Origin of the sequence: Photobacterium kishitanii (genome assembly GCF_000613045.3) — a bacterium.
In the GTDB taxonomy this organism is placed as follows: domain Bacteria; phylum Pseudomonadota; class Gammaproteobacteria; order Enterobacterales; family Vibrionaceae; genus Photobacterium; species Photobacterium kishitanii.
In genome coordinates this window covers 397,998-418,162 of sequence record NZ_LN794352.1, presented here as the reverse complement: position 1 = coordinate 418,162, position 20,165 = coordinate 397,998, and the positions used below count along the sequence as shown (strand labels likewise).

Below are 20,165 nucleotides of genomic sequence, written 5' to 3'. Positions count from 1 at the left end.
TCATGCTAGATAGCATTCGAGAAAGTTTCACCGAAAGTATCCAAACCCAAATAGCTGCTGCTGAAGCACTGCCAGATGCAATTTCAAAAGCTGCTCAAGTGATGGTTCAAAGTTTATTAAATGGCAATAAGATTTTAAGTTGTGGTAATGGTGGTTCAGCAGCCAATGCCCAACAACTAGCCTCATGCCTAATCAATCGTTTTGAAATTGAACGTCCGAGCTTACCCGCATTAGCATTAACGGCAGATACTACCGTGTTAAGCGCCATAGCCAATGATTACCACCATGATGACGTTTTTTCAAAGCAAGTCCGCGCCTTAGGCCAAGCCGGTGATATTTTATTGGTACTATCCACAAGCGGTAATAGCAAGAACATCATTAAAGCGATGGAAGCTGCGCTAACTCGTGATATGAATATCATTGCCTTAACAGGTAAGGATGGTGGCGAAATGGCGGGATTATTAGGCGTACAAGATGTTGAAATTCGTATTCCATCCCAACGAACAGCTCGTATTCAAGAAGGCCATTTATTAACAGTCCATTGCCTATGCGATTTAATTGACCAAGTTTTATTTCCTCATCACGAAGGCTAACCGATGAAGTGGTTATTGGCGTTACTCATTATTTCGAGCTTATCACTCTCTGGATGTTCTGTTTTTTCAACCCAAGATCCACGCAATAACACCCAGCACTGGCAAGATCAAAAAACGGAAATGGATATTGCAGGTATTGCCCACACTCGTAAATATACCAAACAATTGAGTATTGATAGTGTTGCCTTAGACGGTACAGTATTGCTCGTTGGTCAAGCAACATCACAACCACTAAAGCAAGCATTTGTTACTCAAGTCCGTGCTATTAGCGATGTGAAGCGTATTTATGATCAAATCCAAGTACGGCCATTATTAACCATGACGAGTATCAGTAACGATGCGTGGTTAACCACTAAAGTGAAGTCGCAACTGATTGCCAGTAAACAACTAACCAATGTGGTCATTAAAGTGATCACTGAAAATAAACAAGTGTTTTTATTGGGTTATGTCGGACCAGAACAGGCTGCGATAGCCGCTAATATTGCTCGGAATGTTTCAGGTGTTAAACACGTTATTACACTATTTGAAAAACCACTTACCAGCTAATTAGTTCGCTTATTTGAGTCATAAAAAAACGCAGCCAATGGCTGCGTTTTTATTTTAGCTAATTGCCAATGTTATTTGACAACGCGTAAGCTTGGACGACCACGAGGACGTGGTGGCTCATCATCAGGCTCATCACCTTCAGCCGCTTCTGTAACGACTGCAAATGGTGAAACTGTAGGAGACACTACATCATCAGTGTTGTCGTCTTCTAACGCATGCTCATCATCATAGATAGGTGTTTCAGTATCATATGCAGCTTCTGGCTCGAACATTGTTCCTGCGCCGTTTTCACGTGCATAAATAGCTAAAACTGCATACATAGGTACGATAACTGAATGTGGGCGTCCACTAAAGCGAGCACTAAAGCTGACAGCTTCATTGCTCAGTTCGAGGTTACCCACTGCCATAGGGGCAATGTTAAGGATGATTTGACCATCACTAACAAACTCCATTGGCACCTTAACCCCAGGTAAAGTCGCATCAACGACTAAATGTGGTGTTAGGTCATTATCAACCAACCAATCATAAAACGCGCGCAACAAATAAGGGCGGCGCGGCGTCATATTTTCCATATCCATAATTACTGGCCAGCTAAACGCATTTCACGTTCAGCTTCAGTTAATGATGCAAGGAATGAATCACGTTCAAATACGCGAGTCATATATGCCTTCACTTCTTTAGCGCCAGTACCACTTAGCTCAATACCCATTTCAGGCAAACGCCATAATAGTGGAGCTAGGTAGCAATCAACTAAGCTAAATTCATCACTCATAAAGAATGGGTATTCAGCGAATACAGGTGCTAATGCTAATAGCTCTTCACGTAATTGCTTACGTGCTTTATCAGCTTCATCAGCATTGCCTGAGTTAATCTTGTCAGCTAGTGAGTACCAGTTACGCTCAACACGGTACATCATCAAACGACTATTACCACGAGCAACAGGATAAACAGGCATTAGAGGTGGGTGAGGGAAACGCTCATCCAAGTACTCCATGATAATGTTAGCTTGGTATAGCGCTAATTCGCGATCAACCAATGTTGGAACTGAACTGTATGGGTTCAATTCTAACAGATCTTCCGGCAGGCTCATTGGATCAACCAGCTCAATTTCAACACTAACGCCTTTTTCGGCTAGTACGATACGCACCTGATGGCTGTAGATGTCTGAAGCATCAGAATACAGAGTCATCACAGAGCGTTTATTGGCAGCAACAGCCATCAACCCCTCCAGTATATTTCAATACACAAAAAGCAATGGAGGCTCAAGCCCCCATTGCGAGATTCTTAACCCACTAGATTACCTTATCAGTGGACATCACGCCAATATTCTTTCTTCAACAATACTGTTAATACTAAGAATACACCAATAAATCCCATAACCCACAATCCTAAACGCCGACGCTCAAGCTTCATTGGCTCGGCGGAGTAATCTAAGAAATTCACCAAATCACGTACCGCAGTATCATATTGCTGTGGATTTAACTCACCGCTGCCATCGGTTTCGATCCCCATTAATACTTGAGTAGGACTACCATCGATCATCTGAGTCTCATAGATCCTACGTGGCACCCCTTGTAATTCTTCCAGTACATGTGGCATACCTACACTTGGAAAAAGGCTATTGTTGACGCCAAATGGACGGCTAGGATCAGCATAAAAAGAATGTAAATAAGTATATAGCCAATCAGTACCCCGCACTCTGGCAACCATCGTTAAATCGGGTGTAGGGGCACCAAATGAAGCCGCAGCATATTGCTCCGACATCGCATTGGTCATTAAATCACCGATCTTAGCATTAGGATTAAACATCAAATGCTGCTGCATTAATTCCAATGGAATACCTAAATCAGTAGCAACTCGCTCATAACGTTGATATTGAGTTGAATGACAACCAGCACAATAATTGGTAAATAATTGCGCTCCACGCTGTAAAGAGGCTTGATCTGTTAAATCATTATTCGCCGCTTGCAAACGTACATTTCCACCACCTGCAAATGCTAATGTCGGCACCAAAACCAGTAGTGTTACAATCCATTGCTTCATTTGAATGTTACCCTCTCTGGTAGCGGTTTAGTCGCTTCATTTTTACTGTAGAAAAACAACACAATAAAAAACATAAAATAGGTAAAGCTAAATATTTGAGCTAACAAGGTGAACATAGGAGTGACAGGTAAAGATCCAAGAATACCCAAGCCTATAAAGCTAATCGTAAATTGAACCAAATTAGCCAAGTGCCATTTACTGCGATAACGGAACGAGCGCACATTGCAGCGATCAAACCAAGGTAATAAGAATAAAAACACAATTGCAGCCCCCATTGCTGCAACACCCAGCAGTTTATCGGGTACGGCGCGCAAAATGGCATAAAATGGGGTGAAATACCAAACGGGGGCAATATGTTCAGGGGTTTTCATCGGATTAGCAGCTTCAAAATTTGGCGCTTCCAAAAAATAACCACCCATTTCAGGGGCAAAGAAGATCACATAACTGAAGAAAAGCGCAAACACTGCCACTCCAATTAGATCTTTAACGGTGCCATAAGGATGAAAAGGGATTGAATCAATAATGTCATATTTTTTGGTATAGTCTTCGTGAAAAGTAAACTGAGTCTGATAGTCATCCCCTTTACTGCCTTTAGGTAATTTAGTATCAATACCATCAGGATTATTTGAACCAACCTCATGCAGCGCTAACACATGCAATACCACCAACAATAGTAATACTAAGGGTAGCGCTATCACGTGTAAGGCAAAAAAACGGTTTAAGGTGGCTCCAGAAATAACATAATCACCTCGAATCCATAAGGTAAGATCATCACCAATCACAGGGATCGCACCAAACAGTGAAATGATAACTTGTGCTCCCCAGTAAGACATTTGTCCCCATGGCAACAAATATCCCATAAAGGCTTCAGCCATCAACACCAAAAATATCAGCATGCCAAATAACCACAATAACTCCCGTGGTTTTTGGTAAGAGCCATAAATTAAGCCACGGAACATGTGTAAATATATCACCACAAAAAATGCTGAAGCGCCGGTAGAATGCATATAACGCAGTAACCACCCATATTCAACATCTCGCATTATGTATTCAACCGAAGCAAAGGCACCTTCTGCTGATGGCACATAATTCATGGTCAACCAGATTCCAGTAATAATTTGATTGACTAGCACTAACATCGCTAACGAACCAAATACATACCAGAAATTAAAATTCTTTGGCATTGGATATTGAGACAAGTGCTTACGGTAGGCATTGATCACCGGTAAACGTTTATCGATCCAATCAACTAAACCCGCCATTATACCGTCTCCTTATCAAGCCCAACCAAAATGGTGTTATCGTCTAAGAATTGATACGGTGGAACCACCAGATTAAGAGGAGCAGGTACACCAGCAAATACCCGCCCTGCCATATCAAATGTAGAACCATGACATGGACAAAAAAAGCCAGCAGCAACGCCACTGACTTGATCACTAAAGCTATTCGGTAAATATGTCGGCGAACAACCAAGATGAGTACAAATACCCACTGCTAAAAAGATTTCTGGCTTTAATGAGCGATGTGAATTTTGCGCATAAGTGGGTTGTTGTGGTTCATCAGAGGCCGGATCACGAAGCTGATCATCGTGAGAGGCTAATTGCTGTAATACCGCTTGGCTGCGACGAACAATCCATACTGGTTTGCCGCGCCATTCAACACGGATCATTTGTCCATCGGCTAATTTACTGATATTGACTTCAACGGGTGCGCCTGCTGCTTTCGCTTTCTCGCTGGGATTCCATGATTTAATAAAAGGCACAGCAATTGCAATCGCACCTATACCTCCAACGATCGAGGTTGTTGCCGTTAGAAAGCGACGTCTTCCATTACTTATTCGCACATTGCTCATCCATTTTCTCCAATAGCTCCTGCTTGGATTTTTATATATCCCTAGCGCTTAGATGCAAACTTAGCTAAACATACCGTAGCAACAATATTGCTACAGTTTTAAATTATCGCCAACATTTAAAGAATAAGTAAAGGTCAATATATTCACAAGTTCAAGCTATTGTTTAGCCGCAAATATTGGATATATACCGTTTTTCATTATTATGCATCAAGGTTTATCGAAAAAGACGAAGTTAGATGCGAGATGCGAGATGCGAGATGCGAGATGCGAGATGCGAGATGCGAGATGCGAGATGCGAGATGCGAGAAAATAACCAATTGAAGCTAATGAGTACCTCTATTGGAAAAAAGGCCAAAAAAAAGCCCAACCCGAGGGCTGAGCTTTTCTGTACACAGTAACCAGATAAAATCTGGAAGCGAAATATTAACGCTTAGAGAACTGTGGACGACGACGTGCTTTACGTAGACCAACTTTCTTACGCTCAACGCAACGAGCGTCGCGAGTAACGTAGCCAGCTGCACGTAGAGCAGGACGTAGAGTTTCATCGTATTCCATAAGAGCACGAGTGATACCGTGACGGATAGCACCAGATTGACCAGTGATACCACCACCTTTAACAGTGATGTATAGGTCAAAATTCTCAGTCATACCTACAAGCTCAAGAGGCTGAAGAACTACCATGCGCGCTGTTGGGCGGCTGAAGTACTCTTCGATGCTACGCTTGTTGATTACGATGTTGCCAGTACCCGGTTTGATGAAAACGCGAGCTGCTGAGCTTTTACGGCGACCAGTGCCGTAGTATTGATTCTCTGCCATTGTCATAATTCCCAATTAGATGTCTAGTACTTTAGGCTGTTGTGCAGCATGGTTGTGCTCAGTACCTGCGTAAACTTTAAGCTTACGGAACATAGCACGGCCTAGAGGACCTTTTGGAAGCATGCCTTTAACAGCAGTTTCAATAACCATTTCTGGTTTCTTAGCAATTAGCTTATCAAAGCTGATTGACTTAAGGCCGCCGATGAAGCCAGTGTGGTGATGGTACATTTTATCTGTACGCTTATTACCAGTTACTGCTACTTTCTCAGCATTGATAACTACAATGTAGTCACCAGTGTCAACGTGCGGAGTGTACTCCGGCTTATGCTTACCACGTAGACGAGAAGCGATTTCAGTTGAAAGACGACCTAGAGTTTTACCTTCAGCGTCAACAACATACCAGTCACGTTTTACAGTTTCTGGTTTAGCAACGAAAGTTTTCATGCTAATTAATACCCATTATTTAAATAGTTTCACTTACTAGAACCATCAAATGATGATTCCTCTGTTAAGAGCCCAGTCATCACCCCTTCGAGTGGGTGGCACTCCTGGCTTTCGCCATACAGGTACGGTGGGTCGCAAGATTATAGAGAAGGGTGTGGAAAAAATCACCTTTTTTCCCAAAAAAAATGGTTTTTTTTCATATCCACGGTCATTAATTGCTAATTAGACCAATAAATCACAACTTAAAGTGTGCTAATCATACTAAAAGTGCAATAGACTTGAGTAATTCACAGCAATAATTAATCAGTTAGATGTGCTCTTGCTAAATATTGCTCACTTTGCATTTCAATTAAGCGTGAACAACAGCGCTCAAATTCAAATAACAATCGTCCTTCAGTATAAAGCTCAATTAATGGCACCGCCGCAGAAATAATCACCGTCACGTTACGCTCATAAAATTCATCGACCATGGCAATGAAACGCCGTGCGGCATCTTGCTCTTTCATCACCATCACATCTGCGATAAGCACGGTATGATATAACTGTGCAATTTCAATATAATCATTTTGACTACGCGCAGTTTGACATAGTTGATGAAAACTAAACTGCACCACCCCGCTAGCCTCTCGTTGAGTCGTTATTGGACGCTGATTAATAATAATATCTTTAGCGTAATACCGCGGTTCAAAGGTCAGTTGCTCAAAATAACGCGCTAAATTAGCATCCGCTTGTGGTCCTAATGGCGAATAGTAAATTTCAGCCTGTGCTAAAGAACGCAACCGGTAATCAATACCAGCATCAATATTAACCACCAGACAATGTTGTTCAATAAGAGCGATTGCAGGCAGAAAACGTGCACGTTGCAAACCATTTCGATATAAACAATCAGGCGCGATATTCGATGTCGCGACTAAAGTGATTCCCCGTCTAAACAACGCATCAAGTAAAGTAGCTAAAATCATCGCATCGGTAATATCACTAACAAAAAATTCATCGAAACAAATAATGTCAGTTTGTTGTTTAAAATTATCAGCCACATGCTCTAACGGATTTTCAGTCCCATCAAGCAGTTGCAACTGCTGATGAACCCGATACATAAAACGATGAAAATGGATCCGCATTTTTCGTTCTATTGGCAAGCAGTCATAAAAGGTATCAACCAAATACGTTTTCCCGCGCCCAACCCCTCCCCAAAAATACAATCCCGTTACTGGCACGATATCTGCTTGAGTGGTTGTGGTTTGAAATAATGTTTTAGTCGCCGACCATAATCGTTGCCATTCGGTTGTGGCAGGTAATGGGGCAACTGGCGCTATCAACCTATGGTATAAATCATTTAAATGAGTGACGGCCTGAGCCTGAGCAGGGTCTGCAAAAAAATCGAGACGTTGTAGATCTGCATGATATTTATTAAGCGGCGTCTGCTGCTGATTCATTTGAGGTTGTCCCTTTTTATCTTATTTGCCATAAAATTAGAGCATAAATAGTCACAATAGATGATTGAATTTGTTCCATGCGTAACCCGCTCAAGGTATAGTAATAGCGTTATTACCTATTAATAAACAGCACTCTGACTGAAAAAACACGTATTAACATCAAAATCACAAGGAATTATCATGGCTATGAGTTGGATTATTGCAGCTGCTATTTTTATTGCCGGAATCTTTATTGGTTCCATCGTAAGTCGCTTAACCAATAAAAATCAAAATCAACAAATATCATTAAAAAAAGATCTTGATAAATCAAAGTACGAGCTAGAACAATATCGACAAGAACTTGTTGATCATTTTGCTCGTAGCGCAGAGTTATTAGACAACGTATCTAAAGATTACAGTAAACTTTATGAGCATATGGCGAAAACATCTGCAGAGCTTATGCCTAATTTACCAACCCAAGATAACCCATTCGCACAACGAATAACCACCTTGGAACAAGTAAAGAATGACAAGCCAATTGAAGATGAAGTCATGGATCATCAACCGCGTGACTACGCAAATGGTGCCACAGGTCTCTTCAGTGATAAAGCAACTACCGTTAGAGAAGATGAAATTGCTACCCCTGAGCAGCAAGTAAAAGTCAGCTAACATTTAATCACCATATCAATACCTCCACCACAAAACATCACGGTAGAGGGAACTTAATTCCAGTTAACAAGTCATACTTTAACTTGTTAACTTGGAGTTAAATCATGCGTAAAAAAAATCTTTTCCTTATTAGTGCATTAGCTTTAACTGTTAGTGCTCTTTTATCACCAATCGCTGCTAATGCCGCATTACCAATAGCGGTAAATAGTCAACCACTACCCAGTCTTGCTCCCATGCTTGAACAAGTAACGCCTGCTGTTGTGAGTATCGCAATTGAAGGCAAACAAGTTTCAAAGCAACAAATTCCAGAAGCCTATCGCTTTTTCTTTGGCCCTAATTTTCCAGCCGAGCAAGTTCAAGAACGCCCTTTTCGTGGCTTAGGTTCTGGGGTTATTATTGATGCAGACAAAGGCTATATTGTTACCAACCAGCATGTTATCAATAACGCTGATAAAATAATGGTTCAACTTTATGATGGTAACGAAGTAACCGCGAAATTGATTGGTAGTGATAAATTATCCGATATCGCCTTGCTACAAATCGATACTCCACAAAAACTAACGGCTATAAAATTAGCCAATTCTGATAAGTTACGTGTGGGAGATTTTGCGATTGCAATTGGTAACCCTTTTGGCCTCGGACAAACTGTCACCTCCGGTATTGTATCAGCGTTAGGGCGTAGTGGTTTAAACCTTGAAAACATAGAGAATTTCATTCAAACAGATGCCGCAATTAATAGCGGTAACTCTGGTGGCGCACTGATTAACCTTAATGGCGAACTGATCGGTATTAATACTGCAATACTGGCTCCAGATAACGGTAACGTTGGAATTGGGTTTGCTATCCCTGCCAATATGGTTAATAACCTTACCGCGCAAATTATCAAATTTGGTCATGTGCAACGCGGTACATTAGGTGTACAAGGACGTGAACTGACCGCAGAATTAGCCAAAACATTTGGTTATGACACCAATCAAGGTGCGTTTGTAAACCAAGTAATGCCAAATTCTGCCGCACAAAAAGCAGGTCTAAAAGCAGGTGATATCATTACCACAGTTAATGGCAGTCCTATTCGTTCATTCAGTGAGTTACGCGCAAAAATAGCCACATTAGGTGCCGGTAAAACCCTGACACTGCAAGCAATGCGCAATGGTAAATTACAACAATTTACCGTCACTCTGAGTGCTAGCGCTGATAGTATCGTCAAAGCTGATGATCTTCACACTAGCTTAACTGGCGCCCAACTCACAAATGTTACTGTTAACGGTAAGGCCCGCGGCGTTGAAGTTAGCCAACTCACTAAAGGATCGTTAGCTGCACGTTCAGGACTACTCAAAGGTGACATTATTATTGGTCTCAATCGAACTGCAATTAATAACCTCGGCCAACTGCGTAAAGCTCTAGAGCATCCACCTAAAGTCATCGCGCTCGAAATTCAACGCAGTAATAATGTGCTGTATATTATCATTCGTTAGCCATAATTAGCGCTCACTGAGCTGATATTACTGCTTGGCTTTAACGGTGATAATCAACGTCAAAGTTGGTCTCACTCCAGAGGGGTGCTATTCTGTTAGCACCTTTTTATTACCCATTTTATAAGGACTGTTAATGCTGGCATTTATTGGTCGCTCTATTCTCCTCGGCCTTATCACTGCTATTATTGTGCTCATTGCCGTCCCTGATTTACGTCCGACGACGCCAGCGTCCTTATCATTACCCGATAGCGGTTCAACCCCACTTTCTTTTAATTATGCGGTTCGTCGTGCCTCGCCAGCAGTGGTTAATATTTATAATCGTCGTTATGACAATAATAATAGTGAAGAGCGTGAATTACGTACCCAAGGGTTAGGATCTGGCGTTATCATGAGCGATAAAGGCTATATCGTTACTAACTACCATGTTGTTGCTCATGCTGATCAAATTATTGTGGCCTTGCAGGATGGACGAGTACTCAATGCCCAATTAATTGGCTTAGATCAGCTCACTGATCTCGCAGTATTAAAAATCAATGCCGATAACTTGCCAGTGATCCCGGTTAATCCCCAATATAAAGCTGCCGTTGGCGATGTGGTACTGGCAATAGGCAACCCTTATAACCTTGGCCAAACCACTACTTTTGGAATTATCTCAGCCACAGGACGCTCTGGCATGAGTTTCTACGGCCCCCAAGATTTCCTCCAAACAGATGCTGCAATTAATAAAGGCAATTCTGGTGGCGCATTAGTCAATACACGTGGTGAACTAGTTGGCATTAATACCGCCTCTTTCCAACAAGCAACCAATATTGAAACTTATGGTATTTCGTTTGCGATTCCCTATCAGCTGACGATTAAGATCATGCAAAAATTGATTGCTGATGGGCGAGTTATTCGAGGTTGGATTGGTATTCAAGGTCGTGAAATCAACCCACTAATGGCACGACTTTATGACGTCGCTAAAGTCAATGGCATCATTGTTGATGGTCTAGATCCGACAGGCCCGGCATCAAAAGCTGGATTTAAGAAAAATGATATCGTGATTGAGATAGCGGGTAAGGAAGTGACTAATGTACAAAGTGTACGTGATATCGTGACTGATATTCGCCCAGGTACCCATATTCAAGTGAAGATATTACGTAATGGCAAACCACTGATGATTCCCGTTACCGTTGCGAATAGGCCACCAATGGCTAATCCGCCTAAATAAGTTCCTATCACGGTACGATTAACCAAAAAACGGCAATAAAAAACCTCGCATAATGCGAGGTTTTTTTATTGCTTAAAACGATAAGTGCTTATTCAGAGATACGCTCGATATTCATACCTAACGCACTGAATTTTTGCTCAATAAATTCGTAACCACGATCGATATGATAAATACGATCAACGATAGTTTCGCCTTTAGCAATACTACCAGCAATCACTAAACTCGCAGAGGCACGTAAATCAGTCGCCATGACTTGAGCGCCACTTAAACCATCAGTATCGCCACAAATCACAGTATTACCTTCGATTTCAGCGTGAGCACCCATACGGATCAATTCAGGAATATGCATAAAACGGTTTTCAAAAATCGTTTCAGTAATAATGCCTGTACCTTTAGCCATTAAATTTAATAGCGAGAATTGGGCTTGCATATCTGTCGGGAAGCCTGGGTGTGGTGCAGTGCGAATATTAACCGCTTTAAGCTCGCGATCCGTCATATCAAGACTGATCCAATCACTGCCAGTTTCAACTAATGCACCCGCTTCATCTAGCTTAGCAAGTACTGCTTCAAGTAATTCAGGCTTGGTATTGCGACATACAATCTTGCCACCAGATACCGCAGCTGCAACTAAAAAAGTACCCGTTTCAATTCGGTCAGCAACCACTTCATGATAGCCGCCAGCAAGACGTTCAACACCTTCAATGGTGATAGTTGCAGTACCAGCACCAGTAATTTTAGCGCCAATCGCATTTAAGAATGCAGCAGTATCTTCAATCTCTGGCTCACGGGCTGCGTTTTCAATCACAGTCGTGCCTTCAGCTAATGTTGCCGCTGACATAATCGTTACAGTTGCGCCAACACTGACTTTATCCATAACAATATGAGCGCCTTTAAGACGACCATCAACAGAGGCTTTAACATAACCTTCATCTAATGTGATAACAGCACCAAGTTGCTCAAGACCTGCAATATGTAAATCAACTGGACGTGCACCAATAGCGCAACCACCAGGTAATGACACTTGACCTTGACCAAAACGTGCCACTAATGGACCTAATGCCCAAATAGATGCACGCATGGTTTTCACGAGATCATAAGGGGCACAGAATTCATTAACATCACTCGCGTCGATATGAACCGAAGCACCATTACGGGAAACTTTCACGCCTAAACGCGACAGCAATTCCATGGTGGTATCAATATCACGTAACTGAGGTACATTAGCAATCTCTACTGGACCTTCAGCAAGTAACGCTGAGAATAGAATAGGCAATGCTGCATTTTTAGCACCAGAAATAGACACTTCACCGCTTAATGGGCCACTGCCCTGAATACGAAACTTTTGCATCATTTAGCTCTCTATAACGACATTAATTTTTTATCACGCGCCCATTCTTCAGGCGTAAATGTTTTAATACTTAACGCGTGAATGTCGTTTGCTGCAATACGATCCATTAATGGACCATAAATTGTTTGTTGTTTTTTAACACGGCTCATACCGTCAAATAAGGTACCCACTGCGATCACTTGATAGTGGCTACCTTCACCTTTAACGATGATTTCATCAACGTCTAAAGCGCTTTCTAGAATTTGTTTAATTTCAGAGATTTCCACAAGCTATCCTCTCTACAGCTTACTCCATGCAAGCTGCTAACATTGGTTCGATATGGCTTAAGCGAAACAGCGTCTTAAGCTGCTGAGGTACATTATGTAACATCACACCACTTCCCGCTTGCTCAAGTTGCTGGCACAAATGTAGCAACATTACCATGCCTGCGGAGTCAACTCGAGACAAGTCAGCAAGATCGATGGTTAAGCGCTTATTATGTGGCATCCATTGGTGTCTTTGACGCCAAAAATCAGGCACTGTGTCACGATCTAATACCCCTGACAAGCGGTATTGCCCTTCCACAATGACCTGCCAACAAATCTTATCAACAGCCATGGTTAGTTGTTCTCTATTTGGATCGGTTTCGCCGCCAAATCACGTAAACTTTGCGTCACAGCATCAATACCTTTGGTACGTAGCTGACCACTCCATTCACTTTGTTTAGTTGAAAGCATACTGACACCTTCAGCTACCATGTCAAATCCCTGCCATTCTTTGGTTTTTTTATTCAAACGTAATTTGAAATCAAGACGAATAGGCGGACGTTGTGGATCAACAATATCAACTCGAACAGAAATAATACTCCGATCAGCAGGTACTGGTTTTGGTGATTCTAATTCGATTTTTTGATCAGTATATTGAGTAAGAACTTGTGCATACGACGCAACTAAGTAATCAGTAAAAGCAGCAGTAAATGCATCACGTTGCTCAGCAGTTGTATTACGTAAATTAGAGCCTAATACTTTGTAAGCTGCATAACGGGTATTAATATATGGTAATAACTCTTGCTTAACGATCAGCCGTAATTCTTCTGGATTCGCTTTAATTTTTGTTTGTTCGGCTTTTAAGGTACCAAACAAATGTGCAGATACTTTATCCATCATTTGATAAGGGTTAGTCTGATCAATCGTCGCCGCTTGTGCTAGCATTGGTACTGCCAATAAACACAGCATTAAGCCTCGTACAAATTTCATAGTGGTTCTCCTCATTATTTCTTATCGCCGCCAAGGCTATACAGCACTTGACCAATCATATCTTCTAATACTAACGCGGATTTAGTGTCTTCAATTAAATCACCGTTATGTAGCATCTCAGTATCAGTATCTATAAACCCAGGACGAATACCTAAATACTGCTCCCCCAATAACCCTGAGGTTAGGATCGACGCAGAACTCGTTTCAGGGAAATACCCAAACTTTTTATTGATTTCTAAAGTCACAATCGGCACGTAAGTTTGCTTATCTAACGTAATCGCTGTTACTTCACCGACAGTAACGCCACCAACCTTGACCGGTGAACGTACTTTCAAACCACCAATATTGTCAAAATGGGCTTTGAGGGTATAAGTTTCTGTACTACCGAAACTTTGTACGTTAGCGACTTTAAACGCTAACACTAATAAGGCACTAATGCCGGCTAGCATAAATACGCCAACCCACAACTCTAATCGTCTATTTTGTTGCATTGTCTTTATCCATGTAATTTATGCCGTCGTATGCATGCGGCTAAGTGAATGTTTAGCTACCAAACATTAATGCTGTTAACACAAAATCAAGTCCCAGTACCGCCAATGATGAATTAACTACTGTACGAGTTGTTGCACGGCTGATCCCCTCCGACGTGGGTACGGCATCATAACCATTAAAGACTGCAATCCAAGTTATCACGATGGCAAACACGACTGACTTGATAATGCTATTACCAATATCAGTACTGAAATCAACAGATGATTGCATCACTGACCAGAAGCTACCGTAATCAATACCTTTCCAATCAACACCAACTAACTGTGCACCCCAAAGTCCAATTAAAGAGAACATCAGCGCCAATAATGGCATTGAAATTACCCCCGCCCAAAAACGTGGTGCAATCACTCGACGTAGTGGATCGACGGCCATCATTTCCATGCTCGATAATTGTTCTGTGGTTTTCATCAGTCCAATTTCAGCGGTCAATGCTGAGCCTGCTCGACCTGCAAATAACAAGGCTGTGACCACAGGCCCCAATTCACGCAGTAATGATAATGCCACCATTTGCCCAAGGCTAGTTTCGGCACCATAACCCGCTAGCACCAAATAACCTTGAAGGCTTAACACCATACCGATAAATAATCCCGAGACTAAAATAATCGCCATTGATAACACCCCAACTGAATACAGTTGTTTGATTAATAACGGCAACATTTTTTTCGGTTGTGGCTTACACACTAACGCGCCATATAACATCAAGCTTGCACGCCCGCATGCTTGACACTTTTCAATGGTCGCTCGTCCCAATCGGGAAATAGCATCAATAATCATTTTTTGCTCATATTCTTTGTTGTAATAGACTGATGCCATAACGACGATCAGAGCCACACATTAACCAAACAAATCATCACTTAATGGCTGTGCTGGAAATTGAAACGGCACAGGACCATCCGCATCACCATCTAAAAATTGACGTACCTGAGGATTAGTATCTGCACGTAATTGATTCGGTGTCCCACTGCCAATGATCTTAGCACCGGAGAGAATATACACATGATCAGCAATACTCATCACTTCAGGCACATCGTGCGATACGATTACTGAAGTAATATTTAATGCTTGATTAAGATCGCGGATTAATTTGACCAATACACCCATAGTAATCGGATCTTGACCAACAAAAGGTTCATCGTACATCATCAAATCAGGATCAAGTGCAATCGCACGAGCCAATGCCGCTCGACGTGCCATACCACCAGATAACTCATTGGGCATTAATTGTGCCGCACCACGTAACCCTACCGCTTCTAATTTTAAGAGCACTAAGGTGCGTAGCAAATCTTCAGGTAACTGAGCGTGTTCACGTAATGGAAACGCGACATTATCGAACACTGTCATATCAGTAAATAATGCCCCTGATTGAAATAGCATACTCATTCGTTTACGCGCTTGATAAAGTTCACTGCGACGTAATGTTGGTATATTCCATTGATCAAACCACACCTCACCACTATCAGGCGCAATCTGACCGCCAATTAAACGTAATAAGGTGGTTTTGCCGATCCCTGACGGCCCCATAATCGCGGTAACTTTTCCGCGTGGAATATCAAGGCTAATATCATCAAAAATAACTCGGCTTCCTCGAGAGAAGCTCATATTTTTAATCGAAACAAGTACATCATCATTGAGCATTATGTTTACGTTACCTCTAGCTAACTAGCTTGCGTAAGCGATGAATATTGATGTTATCTGACACAATTGTGTTTCATATCTCTTCATAATAACCACCTGAAAAACAATCAGTAGGTATTATAAAAATAGAGCGCCGATGATAGGAGGAATTAACTATCAACTCAACCTAAGCGCGGTATTATCACGCTTTAATGACGGATTTTTATCAAAAATAAAACATTTACTATAAAAACGGCACTAACAGCACGATTTCAGCCTAAAACAAATCACAGCGATTGTAATTTTGACACAATAAAACATCGTTTTAATAGTGTAAATAGTCAAACTGCTATTTCTCGCCTTAATTGGTTGTGATTCAGTGATGGTTTACCAAGATCGTTACTATAAAACCGCCTCAAGATGATAATTAGTATTGGCTTATGCTTCCCTTTTGCATGAGTTAACGTCAAAATTAGCAACTCAAATTGGAAATATTTCATCAATTGACTGAAATTCGCTCTTTAGCGAGTCGTACTGAAAAGGAATTAACATGCTAGAAGCCATTGTGTTGCTCTGTATCGGATTAGCTTTACTGGTTTGGAGTGCCGATAGATTAGTATATGGTGCGGCGGCACTAGCAAAAAACTTTGGTGTTGCACCGCTTGTTATTGGTATGACAATTCTAGCTATGGGATCATCTGCACCAGAAATGATGGTATCAGCTACCGCAGCCCTTGCTGACAAAACCGATACTGCAGTTGGTAACGTGTTAGGTTCAAATATTGCCAATATCGCGTTAATTCTCGGTATCACCGCAATAATCAAACCATTGTGCATTAGTTCAACCATTATTCGCCGCGAACTACCAATAATGCTTGGGGTTACGGTTATCGCTGGTGCCGTTCTATGGGATAATTATTTAAGCCGTAACGAAGGTATTATCTTAGCAGTACTGTTTGGCCTGTTCTTAATCGTAATGCTAAAAATCAGTCGTGGCAGTAAAAGTGATCCTTTAGTAGAAGAACAACAAGCAGATATTCCAACTGGGGTGAGCAATACTAAGGCTATTATTTGGGTTTTTATTGGCTTAGGTCTCTTATTATACTCTTCAGATATGGTGGTTGAGTCAGCAGTTACTATCGCTAAATACTTCGGCATGAGTGATTTAGTGATTGGCTTAACGATTATTGCTGTCGGTACCAGCTTACCAGAACTTGCCGCCTCAATTGCGAGTGTCTTTAAGGGCGAAGATGATATGGCAGTTGGTAATATTATCGGCTCCAATATTTTTAATATCTTAGCAGTAATGGGCATTCCCGGATTACTGAATCCATCCGCATTAAGTCCACTGGCTATGAGCCGTGACTTTTATGTTATGTTGGCTATTTCAATTTTATTACTGCTAATGGCACTCGGTAAACGACGCCAAATTAGCCGTATTGAAGGCGGAGTATTAGTGGTTTGCTTTATTGCTTATCAAGCATTCTTGTTTCTTAATATTGCCGCATAAAGGAGTTTTTTCTGATGTCTGGTCAATTTGATTTTTGCAGCTATGGTAAAAAGGTACTCGATACTGAGTTACAAGCCCTTGAAAAAATCCGTCATTATATTGATAACAGCTTTAGCCAAGCTTGTGAGTTAATCTTACATTGCCAAGGGAAAGTTATCGTGATGGGGATGGGGAAATCAGGTCACATTGGGCGAAAAATAGCAGCAACATTGGCCAGCACAGGAACCCCTGCTTTCTTTGTTCACCCTGGTGAAGCCAGCCATGGTGACTTAGGTATGATTAAAAAAAATGATGTCGTGATTGCGATTTCTAATTCAGGTGAAGCGACTGAAATCCTCGCTTTATTGCCCGTCATTAAACGGCTTGGTATTGCGATGATCAGCGTAACAGGTAAACCCGAATCTAGTATGGCAAAGATGGCGCAAGTGCATCTTCAAGTAACGGTAGATAAAGAAGCTTGCCCACTAAATCTAGCGCCAACCTCTAGTACTACAGCCACGCTGGTTATGGGTGATGCGGTCGCAATTGCAGTTATGGAAGCGCGCGGCTTTACTGCTGATGATTTTGCACTTTCTCACCCTGGCGGTGCGTTAGGTCGCAAATTATTACTTCGCATTGCAGATGTTATGCATAGTGGCGAGTTGCTACCTATGATTGAGGAGCATGCCAGCATCAAAGATGCGTTGTTAGAAATATCACACAAAGGCTTAGGCATGACGGCAATTGTTGATCATAACCAACAATTACGTGGTATTTTTACTGACGGTGATTTACGACGCTTACTGGATAATCATGTTGATATTCACAACACCAGTATTGGTACGGTGATGTCGAGTAATCCACGAACTATTTCGCCACAACTATTAGCCGCAGAAGGGCTAAAATTAATGGAAGATAACAAAATTAATGGCTTATTGGTGACCGAAAATAACCAATTAGTTGGGGCGCTAAATATGCACGATTTGCTTAAAGCCGGTGTCATGTAACGCTATCATAAAGCGTATACCTATCTAGAAACTATCGGTAACATCTAAGACAATAAAGGCTTAAGTCTATGACTTTTAAAAAGCTACTCTATGTACTGCTAATGATTATATGTGCATGGCTCAGCTACTATCTACTTGAACAACATTGGCGACAAGATGTCCAAGTAACACCTAATGACGAAAAACCGATGTTTATTGGTAATAAAGTCAGTAACACTAGTTTCAATTTGAAAGGCGTACGCCAATATCAAATTGATGCTGAGCACCTCGAGCATTTCAACGTTAGTGGCATCACTACGTTCACTAAACCAGTGCTATGGGTATTTAAGCAAGGTCAAGATGCTGAGTGGCGAGTAAGTGCTAACAACGCCAAACTAGAGTCAGATAAAATCTTACACCTTCAAGGTAATGTGCGTATTTTTAACTTATTACCTGATTCAGATATTCAGGTTATTAAAACAAATAATCTACGCTTAAATTTAGTTAATAAAGATTTTGATACCAATGATCATGTCACTATCAATGGCCCTGTTTTTCAAAATGAAGGCGATGGCATGAAAGGTAATATGGATCGTAATGTGGCAACTCTCTTAAAAAATGTAAAAGGTAGATATGAACCGACTAAAAATTAGTACTCTACTATGCTTGTTGTGTATCAGTGCACCAACATGGGCTATGAAAAGTGATACCAAGCAACCCATTTATATTGATTCAGACAGTCAACAAGTTGATATGCCGAATAATATTGTCACTTTTATCGGTAATGTTAAGTTGCGCCAAGGTACGATTGATATTCGCGCCAATAAAGTTGTTGTGACTCAACCAAATGCTAAATCCAAGCAGCAAACGATCATGGCATATGGAAAACCGGCAACTTTCCATCAAATAATGGAAGACGGTAAACCTCTTGATGGTGAAGCGCTTACGATGCGCTATGAAACAGCAACTGAACGCCTAAAAATGACAGGGAAAGCTCAACTTAATCAAGATGGTAGCAATATTAAAGGTAATATTATCACCTACAATATTCGTGACCAACGCCTAGTAGCAGAAAGCGGCAACAAAGAGCGTGTCACCACGGTGATACTACCAAGTCAATTAAACAATAATAAGAAATAAACATCATTTATGGCTATTCTAAAAGCTGAACACCTTGCAAAAAGTTACAACGGGCGCAAAGTCGTTTCCGATGTAAGTCTAGAGGTAGAATCAGGAAAAATTGTTGGTTTACTTGGTCCTAATGGCGCCGGTAAAACCACTTCATTTTATATGATCGTTGGCTTAGTTAGCCGCGATGAAGGCACTATCACCATCGATGGAGAAGATATTAGCCTACAACCAATGCATAACCGTTCACGAATGGGTATTGGCTATTTACCCCAAGAAGCATCAATCTTTCGTCGCTTAACGGTTTATGACAACTTAATGGCGGTGTTAGAAACCCGTAAAGAGCTCACCAAAGAAGGTCGACAAGACAAAGCTGAAGAGTTATTGGATGAGTTTAATATCCAACACATTCGCGATAGTTTAGGACAAGCATTATCAGGTGGTGAGCGTCGTCGAGTTGAAATCGCTCGCGCATTAGCAGCAAATCCAAAATTTATTCTACTTGATGAGCCATTTGCAGGTGTCGACCCTATTTCAGTTATCGATATCAAAAAGATCATTAAACATTTACGAGATCGTGGGTTAGGGGTATTAATTACTGACCATAATGTCCGTGAAACACTGGATGTCTGTGAACATGCTTATATTGTAAGCCAAGGCCATCTGATCGCTAATGGCACCCCGGATCATGTACTCAATCATGAGCACGTTAAACGGGTTTATCTTGGTGATCAGTTCCGTCTCTAGCAT

The 20,165-nt window shown here is 41.4% G+C and carries 25 protein-coding genes; 10 read left to right on the top strand and 15 right to left on the bottom strand.

From position 1 onward, the window contains the following. The first annotated feature begins 2 nt into the window (after window positions 1-2). On the top strand, window positions 3-593 hold the full coding sequence (locus PPBDW_RS02210; RefSeq protein WP_036793190.1) for a phosphoheptose isomerase: 591 nt from the start codon (window positions 3-5) through the stop codon (window positions 591-593). 3 nt (window positions 594-596) lie between these two features. Further along, the gene (locus PPBDW_RS02205) at window positions 597-1,139 is read left to right on the top strand and encodes a BON domain-containing protein (RefSeq protein ID WP_036793188.1); all 543 of its coding nucleotides are present in this window, start codon (window positions 597-599) and stop codon (window positions 1,137-1,139) included. A gap of 71 nt (window positions 1,140-1,210) precedes the next feature. Here the strand turns inward: PPBDW_RS02205 and sspB are convergent, their stop codons facing one another. The 8 genes from sspB to zapE form a co-directional block, all read right to left on the bottom strand. After that, window positions 1,211-1,717, bottom strand: coding sequence for a ClpXP protease specificity-enhancing factor (sspB, locus tag PPBDW_RS02200; protein ID WP_036793187.1), 507 nt, complete (start codon window positions 1,715-1,717; stop codon window positions 1,211-1,213). 2 nt (window positions 1,718-1,719) lie between these two features. Next, window positions 1,720-2,358: a stringent starvation protein SspA gene (gene sspA / locus PPBDW_RS02195; RefSeq protein ID WP_036793185.1), complete on the bottom strand. Its 639-nt coding sequence runs from the start codon at window positions 2,356-2,358 to the stop codon at window positions 1,720-1,722. Between the two features lie 86 nt (window positions 2,359-2,444). Next, complete coding sequence (locus PPBDW_RS02190; protein ID WP_036793183.1) at window positions 2,445-3,182, bottom strand: cytochrome c1; 738 nt, start codon at window positions 3,180-3,182, stop codon at window positions 2,445-2,447. Continuing rightward, window positions 3,179-4,444, bottom strand: a complete 1,266-nt coding sequence (locus tag PPBDW_RS02185) for a cytochrome b (protein WP_036793181.1) — start codon at window positions 4,442-4,444, stop codon at window positions 3,179-3,181. Before PPBDW_RS02185 ends, PPBDW_RS02190 begins: the two co-directional genes overlap by 4 nt. Then, window positions 4,444-5,034, bottom strand: coding sequence for a ubiquinol-cytochrome c reductase iron-sulfur subunit (petA, locus tag PPBDW_RS02180; RefSeq protein WP_036793179.1), 591 nt, complete (start codon window positions 5,032-5,034; stop codon window positions 4,444-4,446). Before petA ends, PPBDW_RS02185 begins: the two co-directional genes overlap by 1 nt. A gap of 423 nt (window positions 5,035-5,457) precedes the next feature. Beyond that, complete coding sequence (gene rpsI, locus PPBDW_RS02175) at window positions 5,458-5,850, bottom strand: 30S ribosomal protein S9 (RefSeq protein WP_036793177.1); 393 nt, start codon at window positions 5,848-5,850, stop codon at window positions 5,458-5,460. Window positions 5,851-5,865: 15 nt separating this feature from the next. Continuing rightward, a complete protein-coding gene (gene rplM / locus PPBDW_RS02170; RefSeq protein ID WP_036793176.1) occupies window positions 5,866-6,294 on the bottom strand; it encodes a 50S ribosomal protein L13 in 429 nt (142 codons plus the stop codon). Between the two features lie 299 nt (window positions 6,295-6,593). Beyond that, a complete protein-coding gene (zapE, locus tag PPBDW_RS02165; RefSeq protein ID WP_036793174.1) occupies window positions 6,594-7,730 on the bottom strand; it encodes a cell division protein ZapE in 1,137 nt (378 codons plus the stop codon). A gap of 186 nt (window positions 7,731-7,916) precedes the next feature. Here zapE and zapG point away from each other — a divergent pair, with 186 nt between their 5' ends. From zapG to degS, 3 genes are all read left to right on the top strand, one after another. Further along, window positions 7,917-8,378 carry a Z-ring associated protein ZapG gene (gene zapG, locus PPBDW_RS02160; RefSeq protein WP_036796216.1) on the top strand — a complete coding sequence of 154 codons (462 nt, stop codon included), beginning with the start codon at window positions 7,917-7,919 and terminating at the stop codon, window positions 8,376-8,378. 104 nt (window positions 8,379-8,482) lie between these two features. Further along, window positions 8,483-9,853: a Do family serine endopeptidase gene (locus PPBDW_RS02155; RefSeq protein WP_036793172.1), complete on the top strand. Its 1,371-nt coding sequence runs from the start codon at window positions 8,483-8,485 to the stop codon at window positions 9,851-9,853. A 133-nt stretch (window positions 9,854-9,986) separates the two neighbouring features. Beyond that, complete coding sequence (degS, locus tag PPBDW_RS02150; protein ID WP_036793171.1) at window positions 9,987-11,063, top strand: outer membrane-stress sensor serine endopeptidase DegS; 1,077 nt, start codon at window positions 9,987-9,989, stop codon at window positions 11,061-11,063. A gap of 88 nt (window positions 11,064-11,151) precedes the next feature. On the opposite strand, the gene murA is transcribed toward degS, so the two are convergent. The 7 genes from murA to mlaF are packed head-to-tail and all read right to left on the bottom strand — an operon-like array spanning window position 11,152 to window position 15,833. Then, complete coding sequence (gene murA, locus PPBDW_RS02145; protein WP_036796215.1) at window positions 11,152-12,411, bottom strand: UDP-N-acetylglucosamine 1-carboxyvinyltransferase; 1,260 nt, start codon at window positions 12,409-12,411, stop codon at window positions 11,152-11,154. Between the two features lie 11 nt (window positions 12,412-12,422). Next, window positions 12,423-12,677: a BolA family iron metabolism protein IbaG gene (gene ibaG / locus PPBDW_RS02140; RefSeq protein WP_036793169.1), complete on the bottom strand. Its 255-nt coding sequence runs from the start codon at window positions 12,675-12,677 to the stop codon at window positions 12,423-12,425. 19 nt (window positions 12,678-12,696) lie between these two features. Then, on the bottom strand, window positions 12,697-13,008 hold the full coding sequence (locus PPBDW_RS02135) for an STAS domain-containing protein (protein ID WP_036793167.1): 312 nt from the start codon (window positions 13,006-13,008) through the stop codon (window positions 12,697-12,699). 2 nt (window positions 13,009-13,010) lie between these two features. Then, window positions 13,011-13,646, bottom strand: a complete 636-nt coding sequence (gene mlaC / locus PPBDW_RS02130; RefSeq protein WP_036793165.1) for a phospholipid-binding protein MlaC — start codon at window positions 13,644-13,646, stop codon at window positions 13,011-13,013. 14 nt (window positions 13,647-13,660) lie between these two features. After that, entirely contained in the window at window positions 13,661-14,137 is a 477-nt protein-coding gene (mlaD, locus tag PPBDW_RS02125) for an outer membrane lipid asymmetry maintenance protein MlaD (RefSeq protein ID WP_036793162.1), read from the bottom strand. 52 nt (window positions 14,138-14,189) lie between these two features. Then, on the bottom strand, window positions 14,190-14,972 hold the full coding sequence (gene mlaE, locus PPBDW_RS02120) for a lipid asymmetry maintenance ABC transporter permease subunit MlaE (protein WP_036796214.1): 783 nt from the start codon (window positions 14,970-14,972) through the stop codon (window positions 14,190-14,192). A 60-nt stretch (window positions 14,973-15,032) separates the two neighbouring features. Further along, complete coding sequence (gene mlaF / locus PPBDW_RS02115) at window positions 15,033-15,833, bottom strand: phospholipid ABC transporter ATP-binding protein MlaF (RefSeq protein WP_036793161.1); 801 nt, start codon at window positions 15,831-15,833, stop codon at window positions 15,033-15,035. A gap of 529 nt (window positions 15,834-16,362) precedes the next feature. Here mlaF and PPBDW_RS02110 point away from each other — a divergent pair. The 5 genes from PPBDW_RS02110 (at window position 16,363) to lptB (ending at window position 20,162) form a co-directional block, all read left to right on the top strand. After that, window positions 16,363-17,322 carry a calcium/sodium antiporter gene (locus PPBDW_RS02110; RefSeq protein WP_036793159.1) on the top strand — a complete coding sequence of 320 codons (960 nt, stop codon included), beginning with the start codon at window positions 16,363-16,365 and terminating at the stop codon, window positions 17,320-17,322. Window positions 17,323-17,336: 14 nt separating this feature from the next. Beyond that, window positions 17,337-18,308 (top strand): KpsF/GutQ family sugar-phosphate isomerase, encoded by a 972-nt coding sequence (locus tag PPBDW_RS02105; protein ID WP_036793157.1) that lies wholly within the window; start codon window positions 17,337-17,339, stop codon window positions 18,306-18,308. A 68-nt stretch (window positions 18,309-18,376) separates the two neighbouring features. Further along, window positions 18,377-18,940, top strand: coding sequence for an LPS export ABC transporter periplasmic protein LptC (gene lptC / locus PPBDW_RS02100; RefSeq protein ID WP_036793155.1), 564 nt, complete (start codon window positions 18,377-18,379; stop codon window positions 18,938-18,940). Beyond that, entirely contained in the window at window positions 18,921-19,427 is a 507-nt protein-coding gene (gene lptA, locus PPBDW_RS02095; protein ID WP_036793154.1) for a lipopolysaccharide transport periplasmic protein LptA, read from the top strand. The genes lptC and lptA overlap by 20 nt, the downstream gene beginning before the upstream one ends. Before the next feature lie 9 nt (window positions 19,428-19,436). Continuing rightward, window positions 19,437-20,162: an LPS export ABC transporter ATP-binding protein gene (lptB, locus tag PPBDW_RS02090; RefSeq protein WP_036793152.1), complete on the top strand. Its 726-nt coding sequence runs from the start codon at window positions 19,437-19,439 to the stop codon at window positions 20,160-20,162. The last annotated feature ends 3 nt before the right edge of the window (window positions 20,163-20,165 follow it).

Coding starts and splice junctions, on each gene's coding strand:
- PPBDW_RS02210 (WP_036793190.1), top strand. CDS start 3: ATGCTAGATAGCATTCGAGAAAGTTTCACCGAAAGTATCCAAACCCAA.
- PPBDW_RS02205 (WP_036793188.1), top strand. CDS start 597: ATGAAGTGGTTATTGGCGTTACTCATTATTTCGAGCTTATCACTCTCT.
- sspB (WP_036793187.1), bottom strand. CDS start 1,717: ATGGATATGGAAAATATGACGCCGCGCCGCCCTTATTTGTTGCGCGCG.
- sspA (WP_036793185.1), bottom strand. CDS start 2,358: ATGGCTGTTGCTGCCAATAAACGCTCTGTGATGACTCTGTATTCTGAT.
- PPBDW_RS02190 (WP_036793183.1), bottom strand. CDS start 3,182: ATGAAGCAATGGATTGTAACACTACTGGTTTTGGTGCCGACATTAGCA.
- PPBDW_RS02185 (WP_036793181.1), bottom strand. CDS start 4,444: ATGGCGGGTTTAGTTGATTGGATCGATAAACGTTTACCGGTGATCAAT.
- petA (WP_036793179.1), bottom strand. CDS start 5,034: ATGAGCAATGTGCGAATAAGTAATGGAAGACGTCGCTTTCTAACGGCA.
- rpsI (WP_036793177.1), bottom strand. CDS start 5,850: ATGGCAGAGAATCAATACTACGGCACTGGTCGCCGTAAAAGCTCAGCA.
- rplM (WP_036793176.1), bottom strand. CDS start 6,294: ATGAAAACTTTCGTTGCTAAACCAGAAACTGTAAAACGTGACTGGTAT.
- zapE (WP_036793174.1), bottom strand. CDS start 7,730: ATGAATCAGCAGCAGACGCCGCTTAATAAATATCATGCAGATCTACAA.
- zapG (WP_036796216.1), top strand. CDS start 7,917: ATGAGTTGGATTATTGCAGCTGCTATTTTTATTGCCGGAATCTTTATT.
- PPBDW_RS02155 (WP_036793172.1), top strand. CDS start 8,483: ATGCGTAAAAAAAATCTTTTCCTTATTAGTGCATTAGCTTTAACTGTT.
- degS (WP_036793171.1), top strand. CDS start 9,987: ATGCTGGCATTTATTGGTCGCTCTATTCTCCTCGGCCTTATCACTGCT.
- murA (WP_036796215.1), bottom strand. CDS start 12,411: ATGCAAAAGTTTCGTATTCAGGGCAGTGGCCCATTAAGCGGTGAAGTG.
- PPBDW_RS02135 (WP_036793167.1), bottom strand. CDS start 13,008: ATGGCTGTTGATAAGATTTGTTGGCAGGTCATTGTGGAAGGGCAATAC.
- mlaC (WP_036793165.1), bottom strand. CDS start 13,646: ATGAAATTTGTACGAGGCTTAATGCTGTGTTTATTGGCAGTACCAATG.
- mlaD (WP_036793162.1), bottom strand. CDS start 14,137: ATGCAACAAAATAGACGATTAGAGTTGTGGGTTGGCGTATTTATGCTA.
- mlaE (WP_036796214.1), bottom strand. CDS start 14,972: ATGATTATTGATGCTATTTCCCGATTGGGACGAGCGACCATTGAAAAG.
- mlaF (WP_036793161.1), bottom strand. CDS start 15,833: ATGCTCAATGATGATGTACTTGTTTCGATTAAAAATATGAGCTTCTCT.
- PPBDW_RS02110 (WP_036793159.1), top strand. CDS start 16,363: ATGCTAGAAGCCATTGTGTTGCTCTGTATCGGATTAGCTTTACTGGTT.
- PPBDW_RS02105 (WP_036793157.1), top strand. CDS start 17,337: ATGTCTGGTCAATTTGATTTTTGCAGCTATGGTAAAAAGGTACTCGAT.
- lptC (WP_036793155.1), top strand. CDS start 18,377: ATGACTTTTAAAAAGCTACTCTATGTACTGCTAATGATTATATGTGCA.
- lptA (WP_036793154.1), top strand. CDS start 18,921: ATGAACCGACTAAAAATTAGTACTCTACTATGCTTGTTGTGTATCAGT.
- lptB (WP_036793152.1), top strand. CDS start 19,437: ATGGCTATTCTAAAAGCTGAACACCTTGCAAAAAGTTACAACGGGCGC.